A 23,414-nucleotide genomic window follows, 5' to 3' on the forward strand; every position below is an offset into this window, starting at 1 on the left:
ACCGCCCCTGCTTTTGTCAGACAAGGCTATATCAAAAAAACATGGTTTTCCAGTCGATGTTTGGTTATCTGTGGAGGGTCAATAGAATGCGTATTTTTTACTTGATGAAATGCGCAAAGTCACTGGTTTCCACGGATCTCCCGGTCACTCCGTCAAATCCGGCGCGAAGCTGCCGACGGAGCTCGATCCGTGAAAATGCCGATACCTCATAGACGGGTGATTTTCGCGGTGCAATATAAGTGGCGGCTGCGGCAGTCGGTTCGATAATCCGGATCCATTTCATTTACCAAATTGAAATCGCCGATTTTCAACATGCTTCCCGGCGGTTTCGGATCCGGCCCATGCGAAGGCGGCATTTGGAAATGAAAATGAAAGCCGTAAAATCGACCGAATCCCGGCCGGAACGCCGTGTTATGAAAACAGGCTGATCAGATAAAGCATCGGCCGGAACGACATGGGCCGTGCATCGGGATCGAGCCACAGGCGCAGCGCATAGATCGCGTATGCGGGCACTTCCCGCCAGCTCGAATAGATATCCCGCCACTGGAAGCTGTGTGGATACGCGGCGAAAATGTTCGCGGGCGCGATGCCGACCCGCTCGAACGCGAGGCGCGCCCGCGCGAGGTGGTAATACTGGCTGACGATCAGCACGCGCGACATCCGGTGCGCCTGCATGTACGCGCGCGCGTGCTGCGCGGTCGCGAGCGTGTTGTCGCCCTGGTCGTCGACGGCGATCCGGTCGGCCGGCACGCCGCGCGCGACCAGATAGTCGCGCATCGCGGTCGCCTCGTTCAGCCCGGGGCCGTCGATCGCGCCGCTGACGAGGAACGCCGGGCACTGCCCGGTGCGATAACAGCGCACGCCGACATCGAGCCGCGCCGCAAGCACCGGTTTCGGCGCACCGCCGTCGTCGAGCGCATTGCCGAAGATCACCGCGACGTCGGCCGGCTCGCTCGGCATCCGCATCCCGGTTCCGACGAGCACAACGGCCGCGACAATCCACAAACACGCGAACGCGGCCAGGACACGGCCGATCCGGGCCGCACGGCCCCGCTTGAAACGCTGGTTCAAAGGTATCGGACTCCTGGAGAAGCGCGCCGCCGGTTTGCACGGCACACGGCCCGGCATGCTGCCACGGCGCGCTCGCGCCTGTCCAGGTAACGAGGTCGACACGACGTGCCGAGCGTGTCCGGAGAACCCGGACGACGTTCGGCATGCACGAAATTCGGGGTTCGAAAGGCCGGCAAGGAACGCCAATGCGCCGGCCCGGCCGGCGTCAGTCCACCGGACACGTCGCGAGCCGCCCCTTCGCCTCCCCCGCGCCGCGCACCGCGCAGGTGGCCGGCTCGTCGGCGATCCGCGCGGTCAGTCCGGTCTCGTCGCGCAGCAGGCGTTCGAGGTCCGCGAGCAGCGCGCCGCCGCCCGTGAGCACCACGCCGCGATGCGCGATGTCGGTCAGGAGTTCGGCCGGCGCATTTTCCAGCACCGACTTCACCGCGCCGATCACCTGCTTGAGCGGTGCGGCCAGTGCGTCCGCCACGTCGTGGTTGGACAGCTCGATCGACCGCGGCAGGCCGTCCGCGACGCCGCGCCCGATCGCGCGCGTCGACGTGCGCGGCACCGCGCTGGTTGCCGAGCCGATCGTATTCTTCACGCGCTCGGCGGTCTGCTCGCCGAGCAGCACGCCGTACAGGTTGCGCACGTGGTTGACGATCGCCGCGTCGAACTGGTTGCCGCCCACGCGGATCGCCTCGCGGTAGACGATGCCCCCGAGCGCGATCACGGCAACTTCGGTCGTCCCGCCACCGATATCGATCACCATCGAGCCGACCGGCTCGGTCACCGGCAGGCCCGCGCCAAGCCCGGCGGCGAGCGCTTCCTCGATCAGTTCGACGTCCGATACACCGGCCGCGAACGCGGCCTCGCGGATCGCGCGGCGCTCGACCGCCGTCGCGTCCGACGGCACGCACAGCGTGACCTCGACGCGGCGGCCGAAACGCGAACGCGTGCGCGACATGTCGATGAAGCGGCGGATCATCTGCTCGGCGGCGTGCGCATCGGCGATCACGCCGTGCCGCATGGGCCGCACGGCCTCCAGATGCCCCGGCTCACGGCCGAGCAGCGCCTTCGCGCGCTCGCCGACCGCTTCGAGCGTCGGTCGCGCGTCCATCGCGCCGCCCTTGCGAAAGCAGACGACCGACGGCTGGTTCAGCACCACGCCGCGCTCGTGCGTATAAATCCGCGTACTCGCCGTTCCAGGGTCGATCGCAACGGGTTGCGCAAACAACTTTCCGAACAGCGGTGTCGACATATCAAGCCTTTTTTTGAACAAACCGGCCGAAACGGCCAGGCCGCGTCTCCGCGGCGCGCTTTTACCGCCCCATCATGGACTTAGCGGCAAATCGTTCCGGTACTTTAGACAATTCCGATGATTTTTTCGCGACGAGATTGCCGAATGTGTGTTTCGGCAGGTCCGCGGCTACGCATCGGCCTCTCGCGTCGCGCTTGTAAAACACGGTAATCTCTCGGTCTTGCCTGCTCCCGGCAGGCGTCCGACGCCCGATCACGCCAGGTATTCCTCCATGACAGCGCCCGCTTTTCCCCGCTGGCTCGGGGTGCGCCAACTGGGCGCAACGCTCGTTGCGCTCTGGTGCTGCACCGTTGCCGCGCAGCCCTTGCCGGCAGCCGACACCGCCCCCCGCACCGCGACGGCGGCCACTTCCGCCGCGCCGGCCGCCCCCGTCACGACGGCCGCCGCCCCCACCGCCAGGCCCGCGCCGACCTGCAACGCCGACGGTGGTCCGGCCGGCCGGCCGGCGATCGGCCTCGTGCTGTCCGGCGGCGGCGCCCGCGGGTACGCCCACCTGGGCGTGCTGAAAGTGCTCGAGGAGAACCGCATTCCGATCGATTGCATCGCCGGCACCAGCATGGGCGCCGTGGTCGGCGGCCTGTATGCGAGCGGAATGGCCGCCGACGAGATGCAGAAGCAGCTGTCGGAGGTGAACCTGGCCGACATCGCGTTCGACGTGACCGACCGCGCGGACCTGCCGCAAAGCAGCCGCGAGGACGAGCGACTGTACATCAACAGCCTTACACTGGGCTTCGGCAAGAAAGGCGTGAAGGCGCCGGTCGGCCTCGTGCAGGGCAACCGGCTGCAGGCGCTGCTCGCGAACTGGACGGCCGCCGTGCCGACCAATCAGCCGTTCGACCAGTTGCCGATCCCGTATCGCGCGGTCGCAACCGACCTGCAGACGGGCCAGATGGTCGTGCTGGACCGCGGCTCGCTACCGCTCGCGATCCGCGCGAGCATGGCCATGCCCGGCCTGTTCGCGCCGGCCGAGATCAACGGCCGCGCGCTCGTCGACGGCGGCCTCGTGAGCAACCTGCCGGTCGACACCGCGCGGCAGATGGGTGCGAAGGTCGTGATCGCCGTCGACATCGGCTCGCCGCTGCGCCCGCTCGACGCGCTCGCGTCGCCGGCCGACGTGATGCAGCAGATGGTCGGCATCCTGATCCGCCAGAACGTGACGTTGCAGCGCAAGCAACTCGCCGCGCAGGATGTGCTGCTCACGCCCGACCTCGGCGCGCTCGCGTTCACCGATTTCCAGAACGCGAAGCAGGCGATCGCCGCCGGCGCGGCCGCCGCGACCGCGGCGCTCCCGCGGCTCAGGCACTTCGCGCTCACGCCGGAACAGTACGCGGCCTACCGGTCCGCGCATGCGCAGCCGCTGCCGCCGCCGATCCGCATCACGCGGGTCGAGATCAAGACGACCGGCGGCGTGCCGAAGCGCGTCGTCAGCGACGCGCTGCACGTGAAACCGGGCGACACCTACGATCCGGCGACCGTCAGCCAGGACCTGCTCGGGCTGACGACCGGCGGCAATTTCGAGAGCGTGACGCAGCAGATCGTGAGCCACGGCGACGAGAATGTGCTCGAGATCGATGCGCGGGAGAAATACTGGGGGCCGAATTTCCTGCTGTTCGGCGTCGGGATGTCGAGCAGCTCGACCGACGAGGGCGGCTTCCGCCTGCACATCGGCTACCGGCGGCCGTGGCTCACCGAATCGGGCCTCGAGTTCCGCGCGGACACGACGATCGGCAGCGATCTGCAGTCGGCGCGCGTCGAATTGCGCCAGCCGTTGCCGGCCGCATACGGCTTGTACATTTCGCCCTACGCGGAATATCAGCGCCGCTACGTGAACCTGTACGACAACAGCGGCGAGGTGAAGCTGAATCAGTACTTGATGCAGACGGCGCGCACCGGGCTCGACTTCGGCCTGCCGATCGCCCGGCTCGGCGACTTCCGGATGGGTATCGGCTACGCGACCGGGCACGGCTCGCCGAACTACAACCTGCCGTTCCCGTTCGATGACGGCAGCTCGACGCTGATATGGCCGAGCTTCACGTCGCAGGCGCTGACCGCGCGGGCGCGGCTCGTCATCGATCAGCTCGACGATCCGATGTTCCCGCGCCGCGGCTACTACGGCGAATTCCGTGTCGAACGGTCGCTGTGGTCGCACAACAGCCAGTCCGCGGAGGACCTCGCCGATACGTCGAACACGCCTTACACCGAGCTCTACGGCAAGGCGATGATCGCGCAGCAGTTCGGCCGGCACAGCGTCAGTGCAACGATCGAGGGCGGCAAGAGCATCGGCGGCACCAACCTGATCAACGCGTTCAACTTCACGCTCGGCGGGTTCCAGCATCTGGCCGCGTATGCGGCCGACCAGCTGACCGGCAATGAACTCGCGTACGGTAACGTGACGTACATGAACCAGCTGATGACGTTCAACGCGTCCCCGATCAAGGCGCTGTCGGTCGGCGCCAGCGCGGAAGTCGGCAATGTGTGGTCGAGCGGCGTGAAGGTCGGCGGCGGCACGCTCAAGCAGAGCTACACGTTCTTCACGAGCCTGTCGACCGCATTCGGTCCGCTGTACATGGGTGTCGCGCTCGCGCCGGGCGGCAGGCGCAACATCTACCTGCAGCTCGGCCGCACGTACTGACGGCGTTCAGATCGGCCAACTGATCTCGAAGCGCGCGCCGCCGAGTTCGACCGGATCAACCACCGCGATCCGGCCGTTGTGCGCGTGGAGCACCTGCCGCGTGATCGCGAGGCCGAGCCCGTAGCCGCCGGTGCGGCGGTCGAGGCGCACGAACGCGTCGAAGATCCGCTCGCGCTCGCTCTCCGGCACGCCCGGGCCGTCGTCCTCGACGAAGATCGCGATGTTGCCGTGCTCGAGCGCGATCCCGACGACGATCCGCGACGCCGCATATTTGCTCGCGTTGCGCAGCAGGTTACGCATCGCGTACGACATCAGCCGCCGGTCCATCTTCACGCGCAGGTCCGACGCGATCGCGATGCGCGACTCGATCGCGCGCTCCGGATACAGCAGCTGCGCGTCGCTGACCTGGTGCTCGAACCACGCGACCGGCGCGGTCAGTTCGAGGTTCGACTGCAGCGAGCTGTATTCGAGCCGCGCATACGTGAGGCTCATGTCGATCAGCTCCTCGAGCTCGGTCACGTCCTGCGCGATGCTCTCCAGCGCACCGTGGTATTCGGCGGCGGAACCCGGTTCGCGCAGCATCTCGAGCGCGAAGCGCACGCGCGCGAGCGGCGTGCGCAGCTCGTGCGAGATCCCGTTCGTCAGGTCGCGCTGCGCCGCGATCAGCCGCTCCATGCGCATCGCGAGCGCATTCAGCGTGCGCGCGAGCGGGCCGATGATCACGCTGTGCGACTCCCGCGCGCGCGTGTTGAAGCGGCCGCCGGTGAAGTCGATCGCGCGCTCGCGCACCATCACGAGATCCGACCAGACCGGCCGCATCCACCGATATGCGGCGAGCGCGGGCGCTGCGAACACGAACGCCAGCACGATCCAGATATCGCCCGGCAGCGCGTCGAACGCGTGCCACACGACTTCCGGCGACAGCACGACGCACAGCGCGAGCGCCGGCACGAGCGCGGTCAGCAGCACGAGGCCGAGCAGATGCAGGTAGGTCCGCACGTACAGGCGCGACCAGCTCGGAATGCGGTCGGCGCGCGTGTCGGTCCACGCGCGGCGGAAATGCAGCCAGCGCCATCTGACATAGCGCGGCGCCGAAAGCGGCGCTGCATCGGGGTGCGAACGGGTGCGTCGGATCATCGCGGCTTCCGGCTATCGTGCGATGCGGGGATGCGGCGGCCGACGGCGTCGTGCCGGGCCGGCGTCATTCCCACGCATGCTTGCTGAACTGGTAACCCTTGCTGCGGATCGTCTTGATCCGCTGCGGGTTGCCCGCATCGTCATGCAGCTTGCGGCGCAGCTTCGAGATGCGCCCGTCGATCGTGCGGTCGAGACCGTCGAACTCGACGCCGCGCAGCTGCAGCATCAGGTCGTCACGGCTGACGACTTCTCCCGCATGGCACACCAGCACCCACAGCAGGTCGAACTCGGCCGACGTGAGGTCCGGCGAGCCGCCGCCCGGCAGCACGACCGAACGGTCGGTGCGGTCGATCGAGAACTGGCCGAACGTGTAGCGCTCCGGCTGCGGCGCGGCACCCTCGGCCGCGCGCGCGGGGACGCGGCGCAGTTGCGCCTTGATCCGCGCGAGCAGGATGCGCGGCTCGACCGGCTTGTGCACGTAGTCGTCGGCGCCGAATTCGAGGCCGAGCAGTTCGTCGAACGGCTCGTCGCGCGCCGTCACCATGATGATCACGCCGTCGTACTCCTTGCGCGCCTCGCGGCAGATCTCGAAGCCGTCCTTGCCCGGCAGGTTCACGTCGAGAATGACGAGATCCGGGCGCGTGGACAGGATCGCCGGGACGGCGGCGTCACCGTGCAGCACAGTGTCGACTTCATAGTCGTTCTTGCGCAGGTAGCCGGCGATCAGTGTGGACAGGCGGGTGTCGTCTTCGACGAGCAGGATGCGAAAAGACATGGGCAACGGTCGGATCGTACGGGGAAACCGCGGCGGCAGCAGGCCTGCGCCGGCTGCCGGCCATCGGTCGAAACGTACCGCATGATACTGCGCCCACCGATTGCCCGTTTGAAGATCTGGAGAATAAGGGTGCGATGGTCGCCGCGCTTGACGAATCGGCGCCGAAACGGTTCCATACGGGCTCTCCGAAAACCGGGCCGCGCGCCCGCCCTGCCTCACACACGATGAATTACCAGTCGATCCTCGAACGCATCCATGCCGAACTCGCCCCCTGGATCGGCCAGGGACGTGTCGCCGACTACATTCCCGAGCTCGCTAAAGTGCCCGCCGACAAGTTCGGGATGGCCGTCGTGACGCTGGACGGAAACGTTTACACCGTCGGCGACGCGCAGGAGCGCTTCTCGATCCAGAGCATCTCGAAGCTGTTCGCTTGCACGCTCGCGTTCCAGCTGCTGGGCGATGCGCTGTGGGAGCGGGTCGGCCGCGAGCCGTCCGGCACCGCGTTCAATTCGCTCGTTCAGCTCGAAAGCGAGCGCGGCAAGCCACGCAACCCGTTCATCAACGCCGGCGCGCTGGTCGTCACCGACGTGCTGTGCCGCCGCTTCGTGCGCGCCGAGACGGCGCTCGTCGAGTTCGTGCGGCGGCTGAACGGCGCGACCGACCTCGACTACGATTCGCGCGTCGCGCTGTCGGAACTGCAACACGCGGAACGCAACCGCGCGATGGCGCATTTCATGGCGAGCTTCGGGAACATGCAGATGCCGCCCGACACGGTGGTGGACGCGTATTGCCGCCAGTGTGCGATCACGATGAACTGCGTCGAGCTTGCGCAAGCGGCGCTGTTTCTCGCGAACGGCGGCGTCGCGCCCGTTACTGGCGAGCGGGTCGTCGATGCGAGTTCGGCGAAGCGGTTGTCGGCGCTGATGTTGACCTGTGGCACCTATGACGCGGCGGGCGACTTCGTTTATCGCGTCGGCTTGCCTGCCAAGAGCGGTGTCGGCGGCGGGATCGTCGCGGTGCTGCCGGGTGACATGGCCGTGTGCGTATGGGCGCCGGGGCTCGATGCGAACGGGAACTCGCTGGCGGGGACCAGGGCTCTTGAATGGTTGACGACCTATTCGGGGCGCTCGATCTTTTGAAGCGTCGAAGTCAAGCGTGCCTCATGTGGCGCGACGGCGGCAGATTCATATCGGCGCGAGCTAGAGCGCTTAATGGGGAATTCGGCCATCGGCAGCAATCGCCCCCGATGCAGACAGTTTGATGCCCGCTTTGTCTACCGCGCCGCGCAATGCTGATCAATGAGACACATTGTCACCACAAGCCGTTTTTGAGGTATTTCTCGTACGAAACGAACAGATTCTCGATCAAATCGATATCGGGACTAAACACATACTCCAGCACCACAATCAGGCACTTCAGCAGGACGTGCAGATGCCCCCAAAAAACTACCAAGGCGATACCAGAAAATACCCATAGGACAATAAGCGCGAGCAACCTAAGGCGAAACCTAAAGTACTCCGACCGGGACATTCTCGGTGGGATCGGCCAGTCTCGATAGAAGATTTGTGGCATAACGCAGTCGGTCACTCTTGATTAGCCCCCGTTGCATTGTCGAGAATCTACACTGCTCTGTCGAGGGTCGTCTCATGGACGACAGCAGTCGGCATCCCCAAGCCCGATAGACAACCTATCCAACTGGGACAGCGGCTGCCCTTCCTGTGCATCGTACCTGGATCGGACGATAGTCGCCTGTGCGACACCGAACGAGATTCGATAGGTTGGTAAGGTGCAGGTCCAACGGTCTTGCGACTGACCGCTTCTGGCCGAACTCGGTCGTCGAGGGCAGCACGGCACACGCCCGTCCGGTTGGTCCCGATGGAATCACATGCGAGTTTATATATTCGTAGCGCAGGGACGCTGGCGCTGGAGTGGTTGACGACTTATACGGGAAGGTCGATTTTTTGAGGGGGCGAGGTTGGGCGCGCGTCATTTGGCACAACGGCGGCAGGTGAATATCGGCACACTCGAGCATTGAAATCGGGCGAATGAGCCGAAATCGAACGCTTCGCGGTGATCGCCGCGAACGACCGAACGGAAAAAATACGTCCGGCCCGACAGTAATTCAACGACCTGCCAGCAAAGTTGGTGAGCAGCGGAAGCGTCATTTGATGCGCCATAGCAACGGCCTGAGAAACGCGGAATTTCCCCCAAACGCCTTGAAACCAGGTAGTTTCCGTTTGATTGCCGTTAGCATGGTTACTGAGCACCGCTAGCATCAATAAAGAACGCCAACAATAGGGACGCATCCCGCCCGCGTGAAAAACCGATTTCAGCTTTGGTTATGCGTGCGCCGGGAGTGCGCACGCGCATGCGTCCGGTCCCGGCTCGAAGCGCTCATTGCTGGATGCCCCAGCGGCGCACCGTCACGCGTTCGAGCGTATCGAACACGAGGTGCTCGACGAGCAGCCCGATCACGATGACGGCCGCGAGGCCCGCGAACACGCGGTCGGTATACAGCTCGTTGCGGTTCTGGAAGATGTACCAGCCGAGCCCGCCCTGCCCCGCGCTCGCGCCGAACACGAGCTCCGCGGCGATCAGCGTGCGCCACGCGAAGGCCCAGCCGACCCGCAGCCCCGACAGGATTGACGGCAGCGCGGCCGGCACGAGGATCAACGCGATTTGTCGCAAGCCCGTGAGGCCGTAGTTGCGCCCGGCCATCTTCAGCGTGGCCGGCACGCCGGCGAAACCCGTATACATGCTGAGCGCGAGCGGCCACAGCACCGCGTGCACCAGCACGAACAGCAGGCTGCCGGTGCCGAGCCCGAACCACAGCAACGCGATCGGCAGCAACGCGATCGACGGCAGCGGGTTGAACATCGACGTGAGCATCGCGAGCACGTCGCGGCCGATGCGCGTCGAGACCGCCACCGACGTCAGCACGAACGCGAACAGCACCCCGAGCGCATAGCCGCGCAACAGCACCGACATCGAGATGCCGGTCTTCACGAGCAGTTCGCCCGACGCGATGCCCTGCACGAACGCGGCCAGCGTCGCGCCGAAGGTCGGCACCAGCAGGTCATTCGCGACGATGCGCGCGATGATTTCCCATGCGGCGATCAGCACGAGCGCGATGACGGCGCGGCGAAACCCGCTCGCGCCGACGATGCGGCGCATCAGCGGCACGGGCGCCGCGCGTTCGGCGTCGGGCGGCGTGTCGAGCGCATGGACGTATTCCGCGCGAACGGGCGGCAGCGGCGGCAGAGCCGGATCGATCGTGCTCATGATGCGATTGCCTCCGTGGCCGGTGCTGCGCGGGTGACGTTCGCTTCGTCGGTATCGAACAGGAGATGATGAATGCGCGCGACGCTGTCGCGGAAGTCGCCGCTGCCGACGCTGTCGAGCGAATAGTCGTGGCTGTTGAGCTCCGCGCGCACGCGGCCCGGATGCGGCGACAGCAGCAGGATCCGGTTGCCGATGACGAGCGCCTCCTCGATCGAATGCGTGACGAACAGCAACGTGAAGCGGAGCTCGTCCCACAGGCGCAGCAGTTCTTCCTGCATCTTGCGACGCGTGAGCGCGTCGAGCGCGGCGAAAGGTTCGTCCATCAGCAGCACGCGCGGCTGCATCGCCAGCGCACGCGCGATCGCGACGCGCTGTTTCATGCCGCCCGACAGCGTATGTGGGTACGTATCGGCGAAGCCGGCGAGCCCGACCTTGTCGAGATAGTGCAGCGCGCGCTCGCATGCTTCGGCACGCGACAGCTTCGCGGCCGCACGCAACGGAAACGCGACGTTCTCGACCACCGTCTTCCACGGCGGCAATTGGTCGAACTCCTGGAACACGACAATGCGATCCGGGCCGGGCCCGTGCAAGGGCCGGCCGTCGAGCGCGATCGAACCCGACACCGGCTCGATGAAGCCGGCGATTGCCTTCAGCAACGTCGACTTGCCGCACCCGGACGGGCCGAGCAGCACGAAGCGGTCGCTGCCGTACACGTCGAAGCTGACTTGATGGGTCGCGCGGACGATTCGCGCGCCGCTCCGGTATTCGAGGCTCACCCGATCGATCGCCAGCAGGCGCTCGCTGGGTGCGCCGGCCGGTGCGGGGTGCGGCGCGGTTCGGCTCACCGTGCGCGCTGCGTCGGTAGGAGGAGGTACGGCCGGCGCAGCGGCACCGCGCGCCGCATACGGCGGCAATGCGATTCGGGGAGAAGTGGCGTTCACGATCGAAACTCTTGCGGGTAAAGCATCAACATACGGCGGCGCGGCGCGTGACCCAACCAACGATTGCACATATCGAAACCGCACCGACGCATAAGCGTCGATCGCGACGCGGGAACGCCACCGCCGTTCGACTGCAGTTCAACTGCCGTCGGCCGTCGCCGGATCGTCGACGAAGTAGTCGTGCCACGACTTCGGCTCGTTGCGGATCGCACCAATGCGATACATGAACTGCGCGAGCTTCAGCGTGTTCTGCGGCGCCGTCTTGAACTGCACCTGCGGATTGCGCAGGATTTTCAGCAGCAACGCGCGATCGATCTTCGATCCGTTCACGCGGATATAGGTGTCGGCCGCACGCTCGGGATCGGCCGCGATCTGGCGCGCGGCGTCGGCGAGCGCCGCGACGAATGCGCGATACGTCTTCGGGTTGTCGTCGCGGAATTTCCCGGTCGCGTACAGCACCGTCGCGGAACTCGGGCCACCGAGCACGTCGTACGAATTCAGCACGATGTGCGCGTTCGGATTGCCCGCGAGTTCCTGATCCTGAAACGGCGGATTGCCGAAGTGGCCGGTAATCACGTTGCTGTTCGCGAGGATCGCGGCCGTTGCGTCAGGATGCGGAATCGCCTGCGTGAGCGGATCGAGCCTGTCGAACTGCTTGTCGCCCCATTGCTTCGCGGCCGCGTATTGCAGCACGCGCGACTGCACCGACACGCCGACGGCCGGCACCGCGATGCGGTCCTTCGTGCTCAGGTCGGCGATCGTCTTCACGTTCGGGTTGCTGCTGACGAGGTAGTAGGGAAAATTGCCGAGCGATGCGACGCCCTTCACGTTTTGTCGGCCGCGCGTGCGGTCCCATACGGTCAGCAACGGCCCGATGCCCCCGCCGGCGATATCGACCGCGCCCGACAGCAGCGCGTCGTTCACGGCCGCCCCGCCCGACAGCCGCACCCAGTCGACCTTGATGTCGACGCCGGCCTTGCGCCCTTCCTTCTCGATCAGCTGCTGGTCGCGCGCGACGTTCAGCATCAGGTAGACGACGCCGAACTGCTCGGCGATGCGGATGTGGCCCTCCGCATGCGCGGCTTGCGGCGTGCCCGCGGCGGCGAATGCCAGCGCGGCGGTGAGCGTGGCGGCCAGCGCGCGGCGCGCGGACAGCGTCGTACGGCACAGGGCCGCAGAAAGCGGAAACGACATCGGAACTCCAGTGAGAATGAGGCGGCAGAGAGGGCGCGACGCTCAGAACGGCGCGTCGCCCTCGATCGTCGTGCGATACAGCTTGCGGCGCAGATGGTCTGGCGTGCCGGCCGCGAGATGCATCAGCGAGCGGTTGTCCCAGAATACGAGGTCGTGGTCGCGCCAGTGATGGCGATACAGATGCTCGGCACGCACGCTGTGCGCGAACAGTTCGTCGAGCAGCGCGCGGCTTTCGTCGTCGGGCAAGTCGACGATGCGCGTCGTGAAATGCTCGCTGACGAACAGAGCCTTGCGGCCCGTCTCCGGATGCGTGCGCACGACGGGATGCACGACCGCGTCGACCTGCGCGATCTGCTCGGCCGACAGGTTCGGGCGCCACGGGCTGCGGGCCTGCAGCTCCGCATAGCGCGCGAGATACGTGTGCTCGGCGCGCCGCCCTTCGACCGCACGGCGCAGGTGCGCGGGCAGCGTGTCCCATGCGAGATGCATGTTCGCGAATAGCGTGTCGCCGCCTTCGGCAGGCAGCTCCTGCGCATGCAGCAGCGAGCCAAGGCTCGGCTTTTCCTTGTACGACAGGTCGGAGTGCCAGAAATGGCCGGCGTCGCCGAGGCCGATCGGCTTGCCGTGCTCGACGATGTTCGACACGATCAGCACTTCCGGATGCGCGGCGAGCGCGAACTGGTGGAGCACGTGGATCTGCAGTGGGCCGAAGCGGCGGCTGAACGCGATGTGTTCGTCCGGCGTGATGCGCTGGTCGCGAAACACCAGCACGTGATGATCGAGATGCGCGCGGTGGATGCGCGCGAAACCGGCCGCGTCGAGCGGTTGCGACAGGTCGAGCCCGACGACTTCGGCGCCGAGCGGCGCATCGAACGGAACGATGTCGAAGCACTGCGCGCGCGCCTCGAGCGGCAACGCGGGTCGATGGCCGGCGGACGTCGATGCGGCGGCGCGGATGGCGGGAGTCGTCACGGTACAGCCCCTGATTCGATGAAAATTCGAATCTACGAGCGCGTGCCGGACTGCGTCAACGAAGCGATTCGGATACGTTTATCTGCTGCAGCGATAAAGATCGCTGCTCGGGCGGCGGGGCCGCAGGACGGGCCGTCCGCCACTCGCCGGCCGCCCATTACCCGTGACTCGGGCGCCGCCACCGCGCTAAGGCTGCCCCCCGCCGCCCGACGCGCCATAGATCTGTCCCGGCCCGTCACTCGCGCGCGACGACGCCAGCTCGACGTAGATCGACGTGATCGATCTTCACGCGTCGTACCGGCGGGCGCGGGACGGTCGCAACCGGACCAGCACGTGATGGTTCATGTCACGCAAAGTCATACCGTATCGACCGACGCGTCAGCGCCAGTCGGATGCGGATTGCCGGAACGACGCACCATGCGCGGTGTCCGGCAGGCGGTCGCGGCCGGTCAGCCGCGAGCGGAAGGTGCCGGCCGGCGCCGTCGTCCGGTACAGTCCGCGCTTTTTCAGTTCCGGCACGATCAGTTCGGCGAAATCGTCGAGCGTGCCGGGGCTGATCAGCGGATTGAGCATGTAGCCGCTGGTCGTCGACTGCCGCGCATGCTCGGCGATCTGGTCGGCGACTTCATCGGGCGAGCCGACGAGAATCAGGTCGGTGCCGCGCGTGACGCTCGCGAACTTGCGCCGCACGTCGCCGGCAGTAAGCGGCTTGCCGCTGCCATCGGGCCGCACGACGTAGGACGTGAGCCCTTCCGTCTGCGTCGTCAGCGGCTCGTCGTCCGCATAGCGGTCGATGTCGATCCCGGTGTCGCCCGCATAGCTGACGAGTTGCGCGTGCTGGTGATAGTGCTGCTGCAGCGTGTGGTATTTCTCCTTCGCGTCGCTCGACGAGCGCGCGGTCACGATGCGCAACACGGTCAACGACTTCACGTCGTCCGCCGCACGGCCGCGCTCCGTCGCGAGACGGCGAATCTCGTCGAGGCCGGCACGAATCTCGTGCGGATTCGACTTCGCGACGAACACCACCTCCGCGTGCTTCGCCGCGAATTCACGCCCGCGGCCCGACCAGCCGGCCTGGATCAGCACGGGCGAGCGCTGCGGCGACGGCGCGCAGACGTGCGGCCCCTGCACGCGATAGTGCGTGCCTTCGTGCGCAATCGGCCGCACGCGGTCGCCGCGCGCATAGCGCGGCGCGTGCTTGTCGGCGACGACCGCGTCGTCCGCCCAGCTCCCTTCCCACAACTTGTACACGACGTCGAGAAATTCCTCGGCGCGCGCGTAGCGTTCGTCATGGCCGATCATCCGGTCGAGCCCGAAGTTGCGCGCCGCACTCGTCAGGTAGGACGTCACGATGTTCCAGCCGATCCGGCCGTCGCTCAGATGATCGAGCGTGCTGAAGCGGCGCGCGAGCGCGAACGGATGCTCGTAGGTCGTGCTGGCGGTCACGCCGAACGCGAGCCGCTCAGTCTGCGCGACGAGCGCCGGAATCAGCATCATCGGATCGTTCGCGGGCGACTCGACCGCCCATCGCAGTGCCGCGTCGGCCGACCCGCCATAAACGTCGTACAGGCCGAGCACGTCGGCGAAGAAAAGCATGTCGAGGTCGGCCTGCTCGGCCGTGCGCGCGAGGTTCGACCAGAACGCGAGCGTGTTCGCGCGCAGTCGCTCATCGGCGGGATGGGTCCAGAGGCTGGGCGCACCGCCGCAGCCGACACTGGCTTGTTCATACAGGGAAAACAACAACGGGCGAGGATCGGACATCGTGGAATTCGTTACCAGGGCAGGAATCAGTTGGGTGCCGCCCACGCGCCCGACGCTGCGCCGCGGCGCCGGACACGCATGCGAGCGTCGGGCGCGCGCGTCAGATAGCGATTGACGCGTTTCTCGAGTCGGGCAGCGGGAATGGTCAGCAGCGCGACCAGCATCACATAGACGACAGCCGCGCCGACCAGCGGTTCGTACACGCGCAACGTCTCGAAGCGCAGCGTATTGGCCGTCCCCATCACGTCGAACACGGTAACGGTCGACGCGAGGACGGTCGATTTCAGCAGCAGGATCGCCTCGCCGGTGAGCGCGGGCAGCGCAATCCGCCATGCGCGCGGGCCGACGATCCGGCGCAGCACCTGCACGCGCGTCATCCCGTATGCGTGCCCGGCTTCGATCTCGCCGGCAGGCACGCCGGCGATCGCGCCGCGCAGGATCGTCGCGACGTACGCGCTCTCATTCACGCTCAACGCGACGATCGCGTACCAGAACGCGTCGCGCAGCAGCGGCGACGCCCAGCTGTCGCGCATCCATTCGCGCGGGACGATCTGCCCGAATCCGTAATACAGCAGATAGAGCTGGACGAGCAGCGGCGTGCCGCGAATCAGCATGAGCCAGCCGCGCGCGGACCAGCGCAGCGGCGCGCGGCGTGCACCGGCGGCGAGCGCGAGCGGCACGCCCAGCAGCACGCTGGCAGCGCCCGACAGAAGCGTCAGCTCGAGCGTCGTCGGCACCGCGGCGAGCAGCTTCGGCATCACCGTGTCGAGCAGAAATGGCAGCGAGAAGATCATGCGGTTGCGCGCCTCGTGCCACGGTTCGCGTGGCGCTCGAGCGCCGCGAAGAGGCCCGTCGAGGCGATGCTCAGCAACAGGAACAGCGCGGCCGTGACGAGATAGAAGAATACGTAGTGGCGCGTCGCGCCGGCCGCGAGCTGGCTCGCCTTCAGCAGATCCGTGAACGAGCCGAGCACGCTGATGAACGACGCATCCTTGGTCGCGTTCAGCCACACGTTGCCCGTGCCCGGCAACGCGAGCCGCGCGGCGGCCGGAAGCCGGATGCGCGTGAGCGTCTGCCACGGCGTCATCCCGTACGCGTGCGCGGCTTCGATCTGCCCGGGCGGCACGTTGACGAGCGCCGCGCGGAAGATGTCGGTCAGATACGCACCCTGGATGAAACCGAGCGACAGCGCCGCGACGAGGAACGGCGGGAACGCGAAGCCGTCGGGCACCAGGCCGCCGCGGTGCAGCGCGACCTCGACGGCAGGCGCGAGCGCATAGAACGCGAGCAGCAGGCACAGCAGCTCGGGCAGCGCGCGCACGAGCATCGTGTAGAGCCGCGCGAGCCATGCGAGCGGCGCGTGCCGCGACAGCTTGCCGAGCGCGCCGGCGATGCCGAGCAGCGCACCGGTGCAGAACGACGCTGCCGCGACGCCGAACGTCAGCGTGAATGCGCCGACGAACACGCGGCCATAGCCGCCGTCGCCGAATGCGAGCAGCGCGAGCAGCGAATCGTCCGCGGCCATCGAGTCAGCGGCCCTTCTCGATCGTGCCCTTCAGGTTCGGATAGCGGGCGGTGATCGCATCCCACGTGCCGTCCTGCTGCAGTTGCGCGATCGCGGTCGACAGCTTGCCGCGCAGCGCATCGCCTTGACGCACGCCAGCACCGATGCCGAGGCCCAGCACCGGATTGTCCGCGCAGGTCGCCTTGACTTCGAAGTCCTTGCCGTCGCGCGACGCGAGGAATGCCGTGAACAGCCCCTTGCCTTCCTGCACGTAGTCGACCCGGCCGGACGCCAGATCCGCGAGCGCGTTGTCGAACTTGTCGAAGGCCTTGATCTGCGCCTCCGGCTTGAAGCGGGAATCGAGGAACGCCGAGAAGTTCGTGCCGGCCTCGACGCCGATCACGCGGCCCTTGAAGCTCGCGGGCACCGCGCAATCGACGCGGCGCCGGTCGCTTTTCGCGCCGACGAACACCGTCGGCGACTCGTAATATGCACGGCTGAAATCGATCGCCTTCTGCCGGTCGCCCGTAATCGTCATCGACGACCAGATCACGTCGATCTTGCGGTTCTGCAACGCCGGAATCAGGCCGTCCCACGCAATGTCGGTGAGCTCGCAGCGCACGTTCAGTTTGCCGCACGCGGCATCGAGCAGGTCGATTTCCCAGCCCTTCCATTTGCCGCTCGCGTCCTTCGAAAAGAACGGCGGATACGACTCGGCGTCGATGCCGACGCGCAACGTCGGCTGGGCTGCGTGGGAAACCGGCGCAAGGCCGAGCACGAACAGCGCGGCCGCGGCACGGCGGATCCTGGAACGCATCAAACGATTCATGTGGCGAATTTCTGAAATAACGTCGAACGACCGGCGTCGCAGCCGGCAGGAGGCGAGACTGTAATGCCTGCCGAAGCGTGTACCAAATGGTTATTTTTTCGATGGATATCTGGTCGCGCGATATGGCGGAACGGCGCCCCGTCGAATGTAAAGCACGGTGCATCGTTCGCGCGCTCGCCCACTCACGCCTCCGCGGTTTCGCGCTGCAACGCCGGCAACTCGAGATTCGCGCGGAAATCGCCGCCCACATAGTCGGTATCGATCAGATCACGACGGCGCGGCTCGGGCAGCAACCCGTTGAGCAGCAGGTCTTCCTGGTCCGGCTGGCCGAGCCCGTGCAGCGACAGCACGTCGACGAGTCCTGCGCGATAGCGCGTTTCGATCGCATCGGCGAGCTGCTCCGGCGTGCCGGCGACGGACCAGTGGCCGGTCTCCTGCGCACGGATGATCAGCTCGCGCAGCGTCAGCCTCTGGCGTGCGTAGCCGACGAAGATCGCCACGCGTCCGCGCCGGCGGTGCGCGCTTTCGATCGCCGTCAGCAGCGATTCCGGCAACGGCCGGTCGAGCGGCAGCTCGCGCAGGTCGACGCCACCGCCGAGCATGTCGGCGAGCTTCAGTCTGCCCTGTTCGTCGTCGATGCGCGCATGCTTGTCACGCAACCGTCGCGCGGCATCGGATTCGCCGATCACCGAATGGAACGAGTTCATCACGAACGGCAGCCGGTCGCCGCGGCCGAATGCGACGGCCCGCCGAGATTGAACGCGGCGCCAAGCGCGGCGTGCTGCGGCGAGGCCGGCTCGGCACTGCCAAAATGGGAAAACCAAATCAGGACGGGAATTAGCAGGCGTCTGAACGAACTGTCCGATCGATTGACTGCGCAGGGCCGTCGCCGCGATCCACGACGGACGGCGCGCTTCAAGCGACAAATCGGGCTTCGACACCGCTTCGCACCACCAGGTCGAAGCGCTCCGGCCGAATATGAAACACGGTGGCTTCACATGTGCGGCCGTCGGGCAGACGAGATGTGCGCCGCAACACCAGGAGCGGCGCCTGCTTGCCGGCCTTTAGCCGGGCGGCAATATCGTCCGGCGCGGCCACGGCCGTCACCGACATGTCGGCGTCGGCAATACGCCAGCCGAGCAGTTGCTCCAGCAGCTCGTAAGTCGGCAGGCTGTCGGCCTGCGCATAAGCCGCGTCACTTGCTTCGGGCAGCAGGCAGGTCTGCGCGAGCGCGATGGGTTCCTCGTCGACCCAGTGCAGGCGTTCGAGATAGATGCAGCGCGTGACGTCGGCGGCGAATGCCTGGCGCAAGCCCGGCGGCACGTCGCACTCCTCCATCCGCAGCAATTCCATGCGTGCGCGTGCGCCCTGCCCGGCGATCGAATCGTAAAGCCCGCGCAGCACGTCGAGCCGATGCCGCAACCGCCGCTTCGCGGCGAACGTGCCCTTGCCCTGCTTGCGCTCGACAATGCGCGCGTCGGTCAGGCGATCGAGCGCGAGCCGGACCGTCACGCGGCTCACCTGAAAGCGCTCGCTCAGCTGCGCCTCGGACGGCAGCTTGCCGGTCGGTTCGTACACCCCTTGCTCGATCTCCTCGCGCAGCGTCGTCGCGATCTGCTCGTAAAGCGACGTTGCGTCGTCACGCACCAGCGTCATCGATTGTTCCTCTCCGTGCTCGGCTCGCGTTATGCGCGATTCCCGATATCGATATGAAAAGCAATTGGATCGTCCAACTTGTATTAATACGTATTATTACATCTCGATAGACGGTCGGGGCTGCCGTTTCAGGGCTCGACGCACGGGGAGCATAGCAGTGACTGAAAACGCAATCGGCACGCCGCCACTGGGCGGCGCGCAGACAAGCCTACCATCACGGGCGGAACCGGCGGCGGTTCCACACGCCGATCCGCACGCGGCAGGCCGATCGCGAAGCGTGCGGTGGCGTGCCGCGCTCGGCTTCGCCGCCGCGTGGCTCGCGTTCTTCGCGATCGCATGGTGGCTGCCCGCGCCCGCGCATCTGTCCGTCGAAGGCAAGGCGACACTCGCGGTCGTCGCGTGGATCGCGATCGTATGGATCACCGATGCGATTCCCGTCGGCGTGAGCGGCATCCTGCTGCCAATGCTGCTCGTGCTGTCGCATGCGAGCCCGTCGTTTCCGAAGGCGGCCAGCGGCTTCGCCGCGCCCGTCGTGTTCCTGTGCCTCGCCGCATTCCTGTTCTCCGCGATCATGCAGGCGTGCGGGCTCGACCGCCGCATCGCCCTGTTGCTGCTCGACCGCCTGAAGGTGCGAACCGCCAACGGCGTGATCTGGGCGATGTTCGCGGTGAACTGCGTGATGGCGCTCGTCGTGCCGGCCGCGAATGCACGGGCCGCCACACTGCTGCCCGTCACGAACGGGATCGTCCGGCTGTTCGGCGAGTCGCCGCGCGAGCGGGCCGCGCGCAAGGCGATCGTGATCCAGACGCTCGTGTACGGCGCGATGATCAGCGGCATGTGCATCCTGACGGCCCACCTGCCGAACATGGTCGTGTCCGGCCTGCTCGAGAAGCAGCTCGGCATCAAGATCTCGTATCTGACGTGGCTGAAGCTGCAGTGGCCGTACCTCGGGATGTTCGCGATCACGCAGGCCTGGGTGCAGTTCTACTTCCGCTCGCGCGCCATCGCGATTCCCGGCGGCCCCGGCGCAATCGCCGCAATGCGCCGGGCGCAGCCGAGCGCCGCTCGCAACGACTGGGCCGTGCTCGTGCTGTTCGCGGCCGTCGCCGTGGCGTGGGCGACCGAGCCCCTGCATCATCTGCCGTCGGAAATCGTCGCGCTGATCGCGCTGGCGTTGCTGTTCGCGCCCGGTGTGCTGCGCTTCGGCTGGGCCGAGGTCGAGCAGCGCACGATCTGGGGCACGCTGTTCCTGCTGGCCGGCGCGCTGTCACTGTCGTCGGCGATCAGTACGTCGGGGCTCGCGAACTGGGCCGCCGATCACATCTATGTCGCCGCGCGCGGTCGCGGCTGGTGGTTGGCGATCGCGATCGTGATGCTCGGCACGCATGTGATCCGCATCGGCATGCTGTCCAACGTCGCGGCCGTCACGATGATCGCGCCGATCGCGCTCGCACTGGCGCCGCGTCTCGGGCTGCATCCGGTCGCTTTCACGATGCTCGTCAGCGACACCGACAGCTTCGCTTACCTGCTGCCCACGCAGATTACCGCCGGCGTCATCGCGTACAGCAGCGGTGCATTCTCGACCGCCGACTACGCGAAGGTCGGCGTGGTGTCGGTGCTGATCGCGATCGTGTACGGCCTCTGCGTGATCGCGCCGTGGTACGCGTACATGGGCATCCCCGTCTGGGATCCGAGTGCGCCGTGGCCGTTCGCACATTGAAATGCGCTGCCTTCCGTCGACATTTTTCAAATTCCCCATGAACGAAAACAACGCCCCCGCCGATACCGTTGATGCCCGCGCCGCTGCGCTGCGCGAGCGCCTGGGTCCGCACGTCGCACCCGAAGGCCTGTATGAACGCCACAAACGCCTGCCGTTCGCCGGACGCGTGCGCTGCAACGTCGCACGGCTCGAAGCCGGCGAATGGAGCGAGATCGTGCTCGATTACGAAGTCGGCTCATCCGGCATCGCCGATGGCGGCTGGCTCAAGGCCACGTTCAAGTTCTATTCGGATTGGGCGCTGTTCCAGACGAGCGATCCGACCGCGGCCAACTACATCAGCGCCGAATACCATGCCGCCCCGCTCGCACCAGGCCAGAGTCCGGCCACCGTCCAGGCGCTGAATGTGCGCTTCGACCAGAAGGGGCACGAACGGCCATTCCAGAAGGCCGTGATCGTCGACATCGTCGACGGATACGTCAATGCGGGCGACCGGATCGTGATCCGTCTCGGCGATCGCCGTCGAGGCCCTGGCACGCGCGTGCAGACCTTCGCGGAGGACAACTTCCGGTTCCGGCTCTACGTCGATCCGCTCGGCACGTCGCGCTTCGTCGCGGTGCCGGGCGACATATCGATCGACATTCGCGCCGGCGCGCCGTCCGACCTACTGCTGAGCGGCCCGCGCTTCGTGCATCCCGGCACGCGCGCACCGTTCAGGCTGTCGCTGCAGGACCGCTGGGGCAATGCGTGCCGCGATGTTGGCGGCATTGCGCGTGTCGTCGCTTGCAACGGTCGCGGGGAGGCCGTCTATCGGCGCGAACATGTGCTGCCCGATGCCGGGTTTGCGAGCTGCGCGCTCGACGATCTGCCGGTCGACGCGGGCACGCTGCGGATCGTAGCCGACCTGCCCGCGCGGCCCGACGTGCGCATCGCGGAAGCATGGCTGACGGTCGACGCGTCGCTGCCCGCGCCGCGCGCGCTGTATGCGGACCTGCACGTCCATGCCCACGATACGGTCGGCACCAACAGTCCCGAGTACAACGCACGCTATGCGCGCGACATCGGAGGTATTGACGTGCTCGGCTACACGGCGAACGATTTCCAGATCACCGACGAGAACTGGCAACTTGGCGTCGACGCGGTCGAGCGCTTCAACGAGCCGGGCCGATTCGTCGTCTATCCGGTGCAGGAATGGTGCGGCAGCTCGACCGCGGGCGGCGACCACAACGTTGTTTTCCTCGGCGACACGCGGCCGGATTTTCCATACAACGCGCGCGGCGAACACAATCGCACGCTCGTCTGGAACGAAGACATGAAGGGGAATGCGGTGGAACTCGGCCGTTGGCCCGTCGAGGAGCTGTGGGACGCGTATGCGGACGCTGCCGCCCAACACCTGGTGATGCCGCACGTGGGCGGCCGCCGCTACATCCCGGACTGGCACCATCCGGAGCTCGAGCGGCTCGTCGAGATCGCATCGTCATGGGGGCATTTCGGCTGGCTGTACCAGGACGTGATCGCGCGCGGCTATCAGCTTGGCGTCGCGGCCAGCGGCGACGAACATCGCGGCCGGCCGGGCGGTGGCGCGCCCGGCGTGCAGGTGTTCGGCGTGCACGGCGGACTGACGGGCGTGCTCGCGCCCGTGCTCGATCGCAAGCACGTCGGCGAAGCGCTGCGTGCCCGCCGCACGTGGGCAACCACCGGCGAGCACAGTGCGCTGCTCGTGCGTTGCGGCGATCACTGGCAAGGCGATGCGTTTGCGCATCGCGGGCCGGCGCGGCTCGACTACCGGCTGCTCGGCCAGTCGGGCTGGGAATATGTGGCCGCGTACGATCACGAAGGGCTGCTGTGGGAACGCAACCTGCATGCGGAACTCGGCTACGCGGATCGCCTGATCCGCGTGCGCTGGGGCGGCGCCCGCATCCGCGACCGCTATCGCTGGGCCGCGTGGCGCGGCCGGATCCGCATCGTCAACGGTACGATCCATCGTTTCGGGTCGAACGGGTTCGAGCACGTGGAGGAGTCGGCATGGCGAACCGGCGCAACCGATGTCGAATTCCGCAGCGACACTTATGGCGACGCGGACAGCATCGAGCTCGACATCGGCAATCTCGCCGCCGCGACGATCGTGGTCGAAGGCACGATCGACAGCTTCGCGAAGGTCGGCGATCCGCTACAACGCAATCCATTCGTCCATGCGCCTGAATTCCGTTTCGAGATCAGCGGTGCGGAACTGCTCGCGCGTGGTACGGCGACGCATGCGCTTGGCGGCACGGAGCTGTTCGTCGCGATCGAGCGGCTGACCGACCAGCCACTGCCCGTCGATCTCTCCGGCAGCATCGAGGTGACGCCCGGCAATGCGGAGTTCGGCAACCGCCCTGTCTATTTCTTTGGGCGGCAGCGCAACGATAGCAAGGTGTGGTCGTCGGCGCAGTTCATCACGTTCGGCTAGGCTTTCTCACGTCCCGCGACTTCCCGAGTCCGGTCTTGACGGATATTCCGGCGATTCATGCAGTGGAAACCAACGGGACATGCCGCGCCGTCCGATTCGTCGCTCAAGCGGAACCGCATGTCAAACCTGGTTCGGAGGGGACGCGGATCGCGCGCCCCCTTCCGCCGATGACTTCGATGCGCTCGAACCGGCTT

The 23,414-nt window shown here is 66.6% G+C and carries 18 protein-coding genes and 1 pseudogene; 4 read left to right on the forward strand and 15 right to left on the reverse strand.

What is annotated here, in order from left to right; genetic code table 11:
- Positions 1 to 411: 411 nt before the first annotated feature.
- Together LGM71_RS08930 and LGM71_RS08935 are read right to left on the reverse strand one after the other, a co-directional pair.
- Complete coding sequence (locus LGM71_RS08930) at positions 412 to 1,071, reverse strand: YdcF family protein (RefSeq protein WP_226114653.1); 660 nt, start codon at positions 1,069 to 1,071, stop codon at positions 412 to 414.
- A gap of 205 nt (positions 1,072 to 1,276) precedes the next feature.
- Complete coding sequence (locus tag LGM71_RS08935) at positions 1,277 to 2,311, reverse strand: rod shape-determining protein (protein ID WP_059600165.1); 1,035 nt, start codon at positions 2,309 to 2,311, stop codon at positions 1,277 to 1,279.
- A 271-nt stretch (positions 2,312 to 2,582) separates the two neighbouring features.
- Between LGM71_RS08935 and LGM71_RS08940 the strand changes: the two genes are divergently transcribed.
- On the forward strand, positions 2,583 to 5,003 hold the full coding sequence (locus tag LGM71_RS08940) for a patatin-like phospholipase family protein (RefSeq protein ID WP_226114654.1): 2,421 nt from the start codon (positions 2,583 to 2,585) through the stop codon (positions 5,001 to 5,003).
- 6 nt (positions 5,004 to 5,009) lie between these two features.
- Here LGM71_RS08940 and LGM71_RS08945 read toward each other — a convergent pair whose 3' ends face one another.
- Together LGM71_RS08945 and LGM71_RS08950 are read right to left on the reverse strand one after the other, a co-directional pair.
- Entirely contained in the window at positions 5,010 to 6,140 is a 1,131-nt protein-coding gene (locus LGM71_RS08945) for an ATP-binding protein (protein ID WP_059600167.1), read from the reverse strand.
- 64 nt (positions 6,141 to 6,204) lie between these two features.
- A complete protein-coding gene (locus LGM71_RS08950) occupies positions 6,205 to 6,915 on the reverse strand; it encodes a response regulator (protein ID WP_124621947.1) in 711 nt (236 codons plus the stop codon).
- Positions 6,916 to 7,139: 224 nt separating this feature from the next.
- On the opposite strand from LGM71_RS08950, the gene LGM71_RS08955 reads away from it, so the two are divergent.
- Complete coding sequence (locus LGM71_RS08955; RefSeq protein WP_226114655.1) at positions 7,140 to 8,054, forward strand: glutaminase; 915 nt, start codon at positions 7,140 to 7,142, stop codon at positions 8,052 to 8,054.
- A gap of 1,255 nt (positions 8,055 to 9,309) precedes the next feature.
- Here LGM71_RS08955 and LGM71_RS08960 read toward each other — a convergent pair.
- The 11 genes and pseudogenes from LGM71_RS08960 to LGM71_RS09005 all read right to left on the reverse strand — a co-directional run bounded on the left by LGM71_RS08960 (position 9,310) and on the right by LGM71_RS09005 (position 19,054).
- Entirely contained in the window at positions 9,310 to 10,197 is an 888-nt protein-coding gene (locus LGM71_RS08960) for an ABC transporter permease (RefSeq protein WP_124621951.1), read from the reverse strand.
- Complete coding sequence (locus LGM71_RS08965) at positions 10,194 to 11,198, reverse strand: ABC transporter ATP-binding protein (RefSeq protein WP_226114656.1); 1,005 nt, start codon at positions 11,196 to 11,198, stop codon at positions 10,194 to 10,196. The genes LGM71_RS08960 and LGM71_RS08965 overlap by 4 nt, the downstream gene beginning before the upstream one ends.
- Before the next feature lie 78 nt (positions 11,199 to 11,276).
- Positions 11,277 to 12,332, reverse strand: a complete 1,056-nt coding sequence (locus LGM71_RS08970) for an ABC transporter substrate-binding protein (RefSeq protein ID WP_226114657.1) — start codon at positions 12,330 to 12,332, stop codon at positions 11,277 to 11,279.
- Positions 12,333 to 12,374: 42 nt separating this feature from the next.
- Complete coding sequence (locus LGM71_RS08975; RefSeq protein WP_226114658.1) at positions 12,375 to 13,304, reverse strand: TauD/TfdA dioxygenase family protein; 930 nt, start codon at positions 13,302 to 13,304, stop codon at positions 12,375 to 12,377.
- A 186-nt stretch (positions 13,305 to 13,490) separates the two neighbouring features.
- Positions 13,491 to 13,583 (reverse strand): annotated as a pseudogene (locus LGM71_RS33270) (short-chain dehydrogenase); the annotation flags it as partial.
- Between the two features lie 99 nt (positions 13,584 to 13,682).
- Positions 13,683 to 15,065: an LLM class flavin-dependent oxidoreductase gene (locus tag LGM71_RS08980; protein ID WP_226114659.1), complete on the reverse strand. Its 1,383-nt coding sequence runs from the start codon at positions 15,063 to 15,065 to the stop codon at positions 13,683 to 13,685.
- A 26-nt stretch (positions 15,066 to 15,091) separates the two neighbouring features.
- Entirely contained in the window at positions 15,092 to 15,859 is a 768-nt protein-coding gene (locus LGM71_RS08985; protein ID WP_226114660.1) for an ABC transporter permease subunit, read from the reverse strand.
- Positions 15,856 to 16,590, reverse strand: coding sequence for an ABC transporter permease (locus LGM71_RS08990; RefSeq protein ID WP_226114661.1), 735 nt, complete (start codon positions 16,588 to 16,590; stop codon positions 15,856 to 15,858). The genes LGM71_RS08985 and LGM71_RS08990 overlap by 4 nt, the downstream gene beginning before the upstream one ends.
- 4 nt (positions 16,591 to 16,594) lie before the next feature.
- A complete protein-coding gene (locus tag LGM71_RS08995; RefSeq protein WP_319000373.1) occupies positions 16,595 to 17,398 on the reverse strand; it encodes a transporter substrate-binding domain-containing protein in 804 nt (267 codons plus the stop codon).
- A gap of 182 nt (positions 17,399 to 17,580) precedes the next feature.
- Positions 17,581 to 18,105 (reverse strand): hypothetical protein, encoded by a 525-nt coding sequence (locus LGM71_RS09000; RefSeq protein ID WP_226114663.1) that lies wholly within the window; start codon positions 18,103 to 18,105, stop codon positions 17,581 to 17,583.
- Between the two features lie 208 nt (positions 18,106 to 18,313).
- Positions 18,314 to 19,054, reverse strand: coding sequence for a GntR family transcriptional regulator (locus LGM71_RS09005; RefSeq protein WP_226114664.1), 741 nt, complete (start codon positions 19,052 to 19,054; stop codon positions 18,314 to 18,316).
- A 277-nt stretch (positions 19,055 to 19,331) separates the two neighbouring features.
- On the opposite strand from LGM71_RS09005, the gene LGM71_RS09010 reads away from it, so the two are divergent.
- Positions 19,332 to 20,774 carry an SLC13 family permease gene (locus tag LGM71_RS09010; protein ID WP_226114665.1) on the forward strand — a complete coding sequence of 481 codons (1,443 nt, stop codon included), beginning with the start codon at positions 19,332 to 19,334 and terminating at the stop codon, positions 20,772 to 20,774.
- Between the two features lie 37 nt (positions 20,775 to 20,811).
- Complete coding sequence (locus LGM71_RS09015) at positions 20,812 to 23,220, forward strand: hypothetical protein (RefSeq protein ID WP_226114666.1); 2,409 nt, start codon at positions 20,812 to 20,814, stop codon at positions 23,218 to 23,220.
- Positions 23,221 to 23,414 lie beyond the last annotated feature (194 nt).

It is taken from the genome of Burkholderia sp. AU33545, assembly GCF_020419685.1.
GTDB classification, from domain to species: Bacteria; Pseudomonadota; Gammaproteobacteria; order Burkholderiales; family Burkholderiaceae; genus Burkholderia; species Burkholderia diffusa.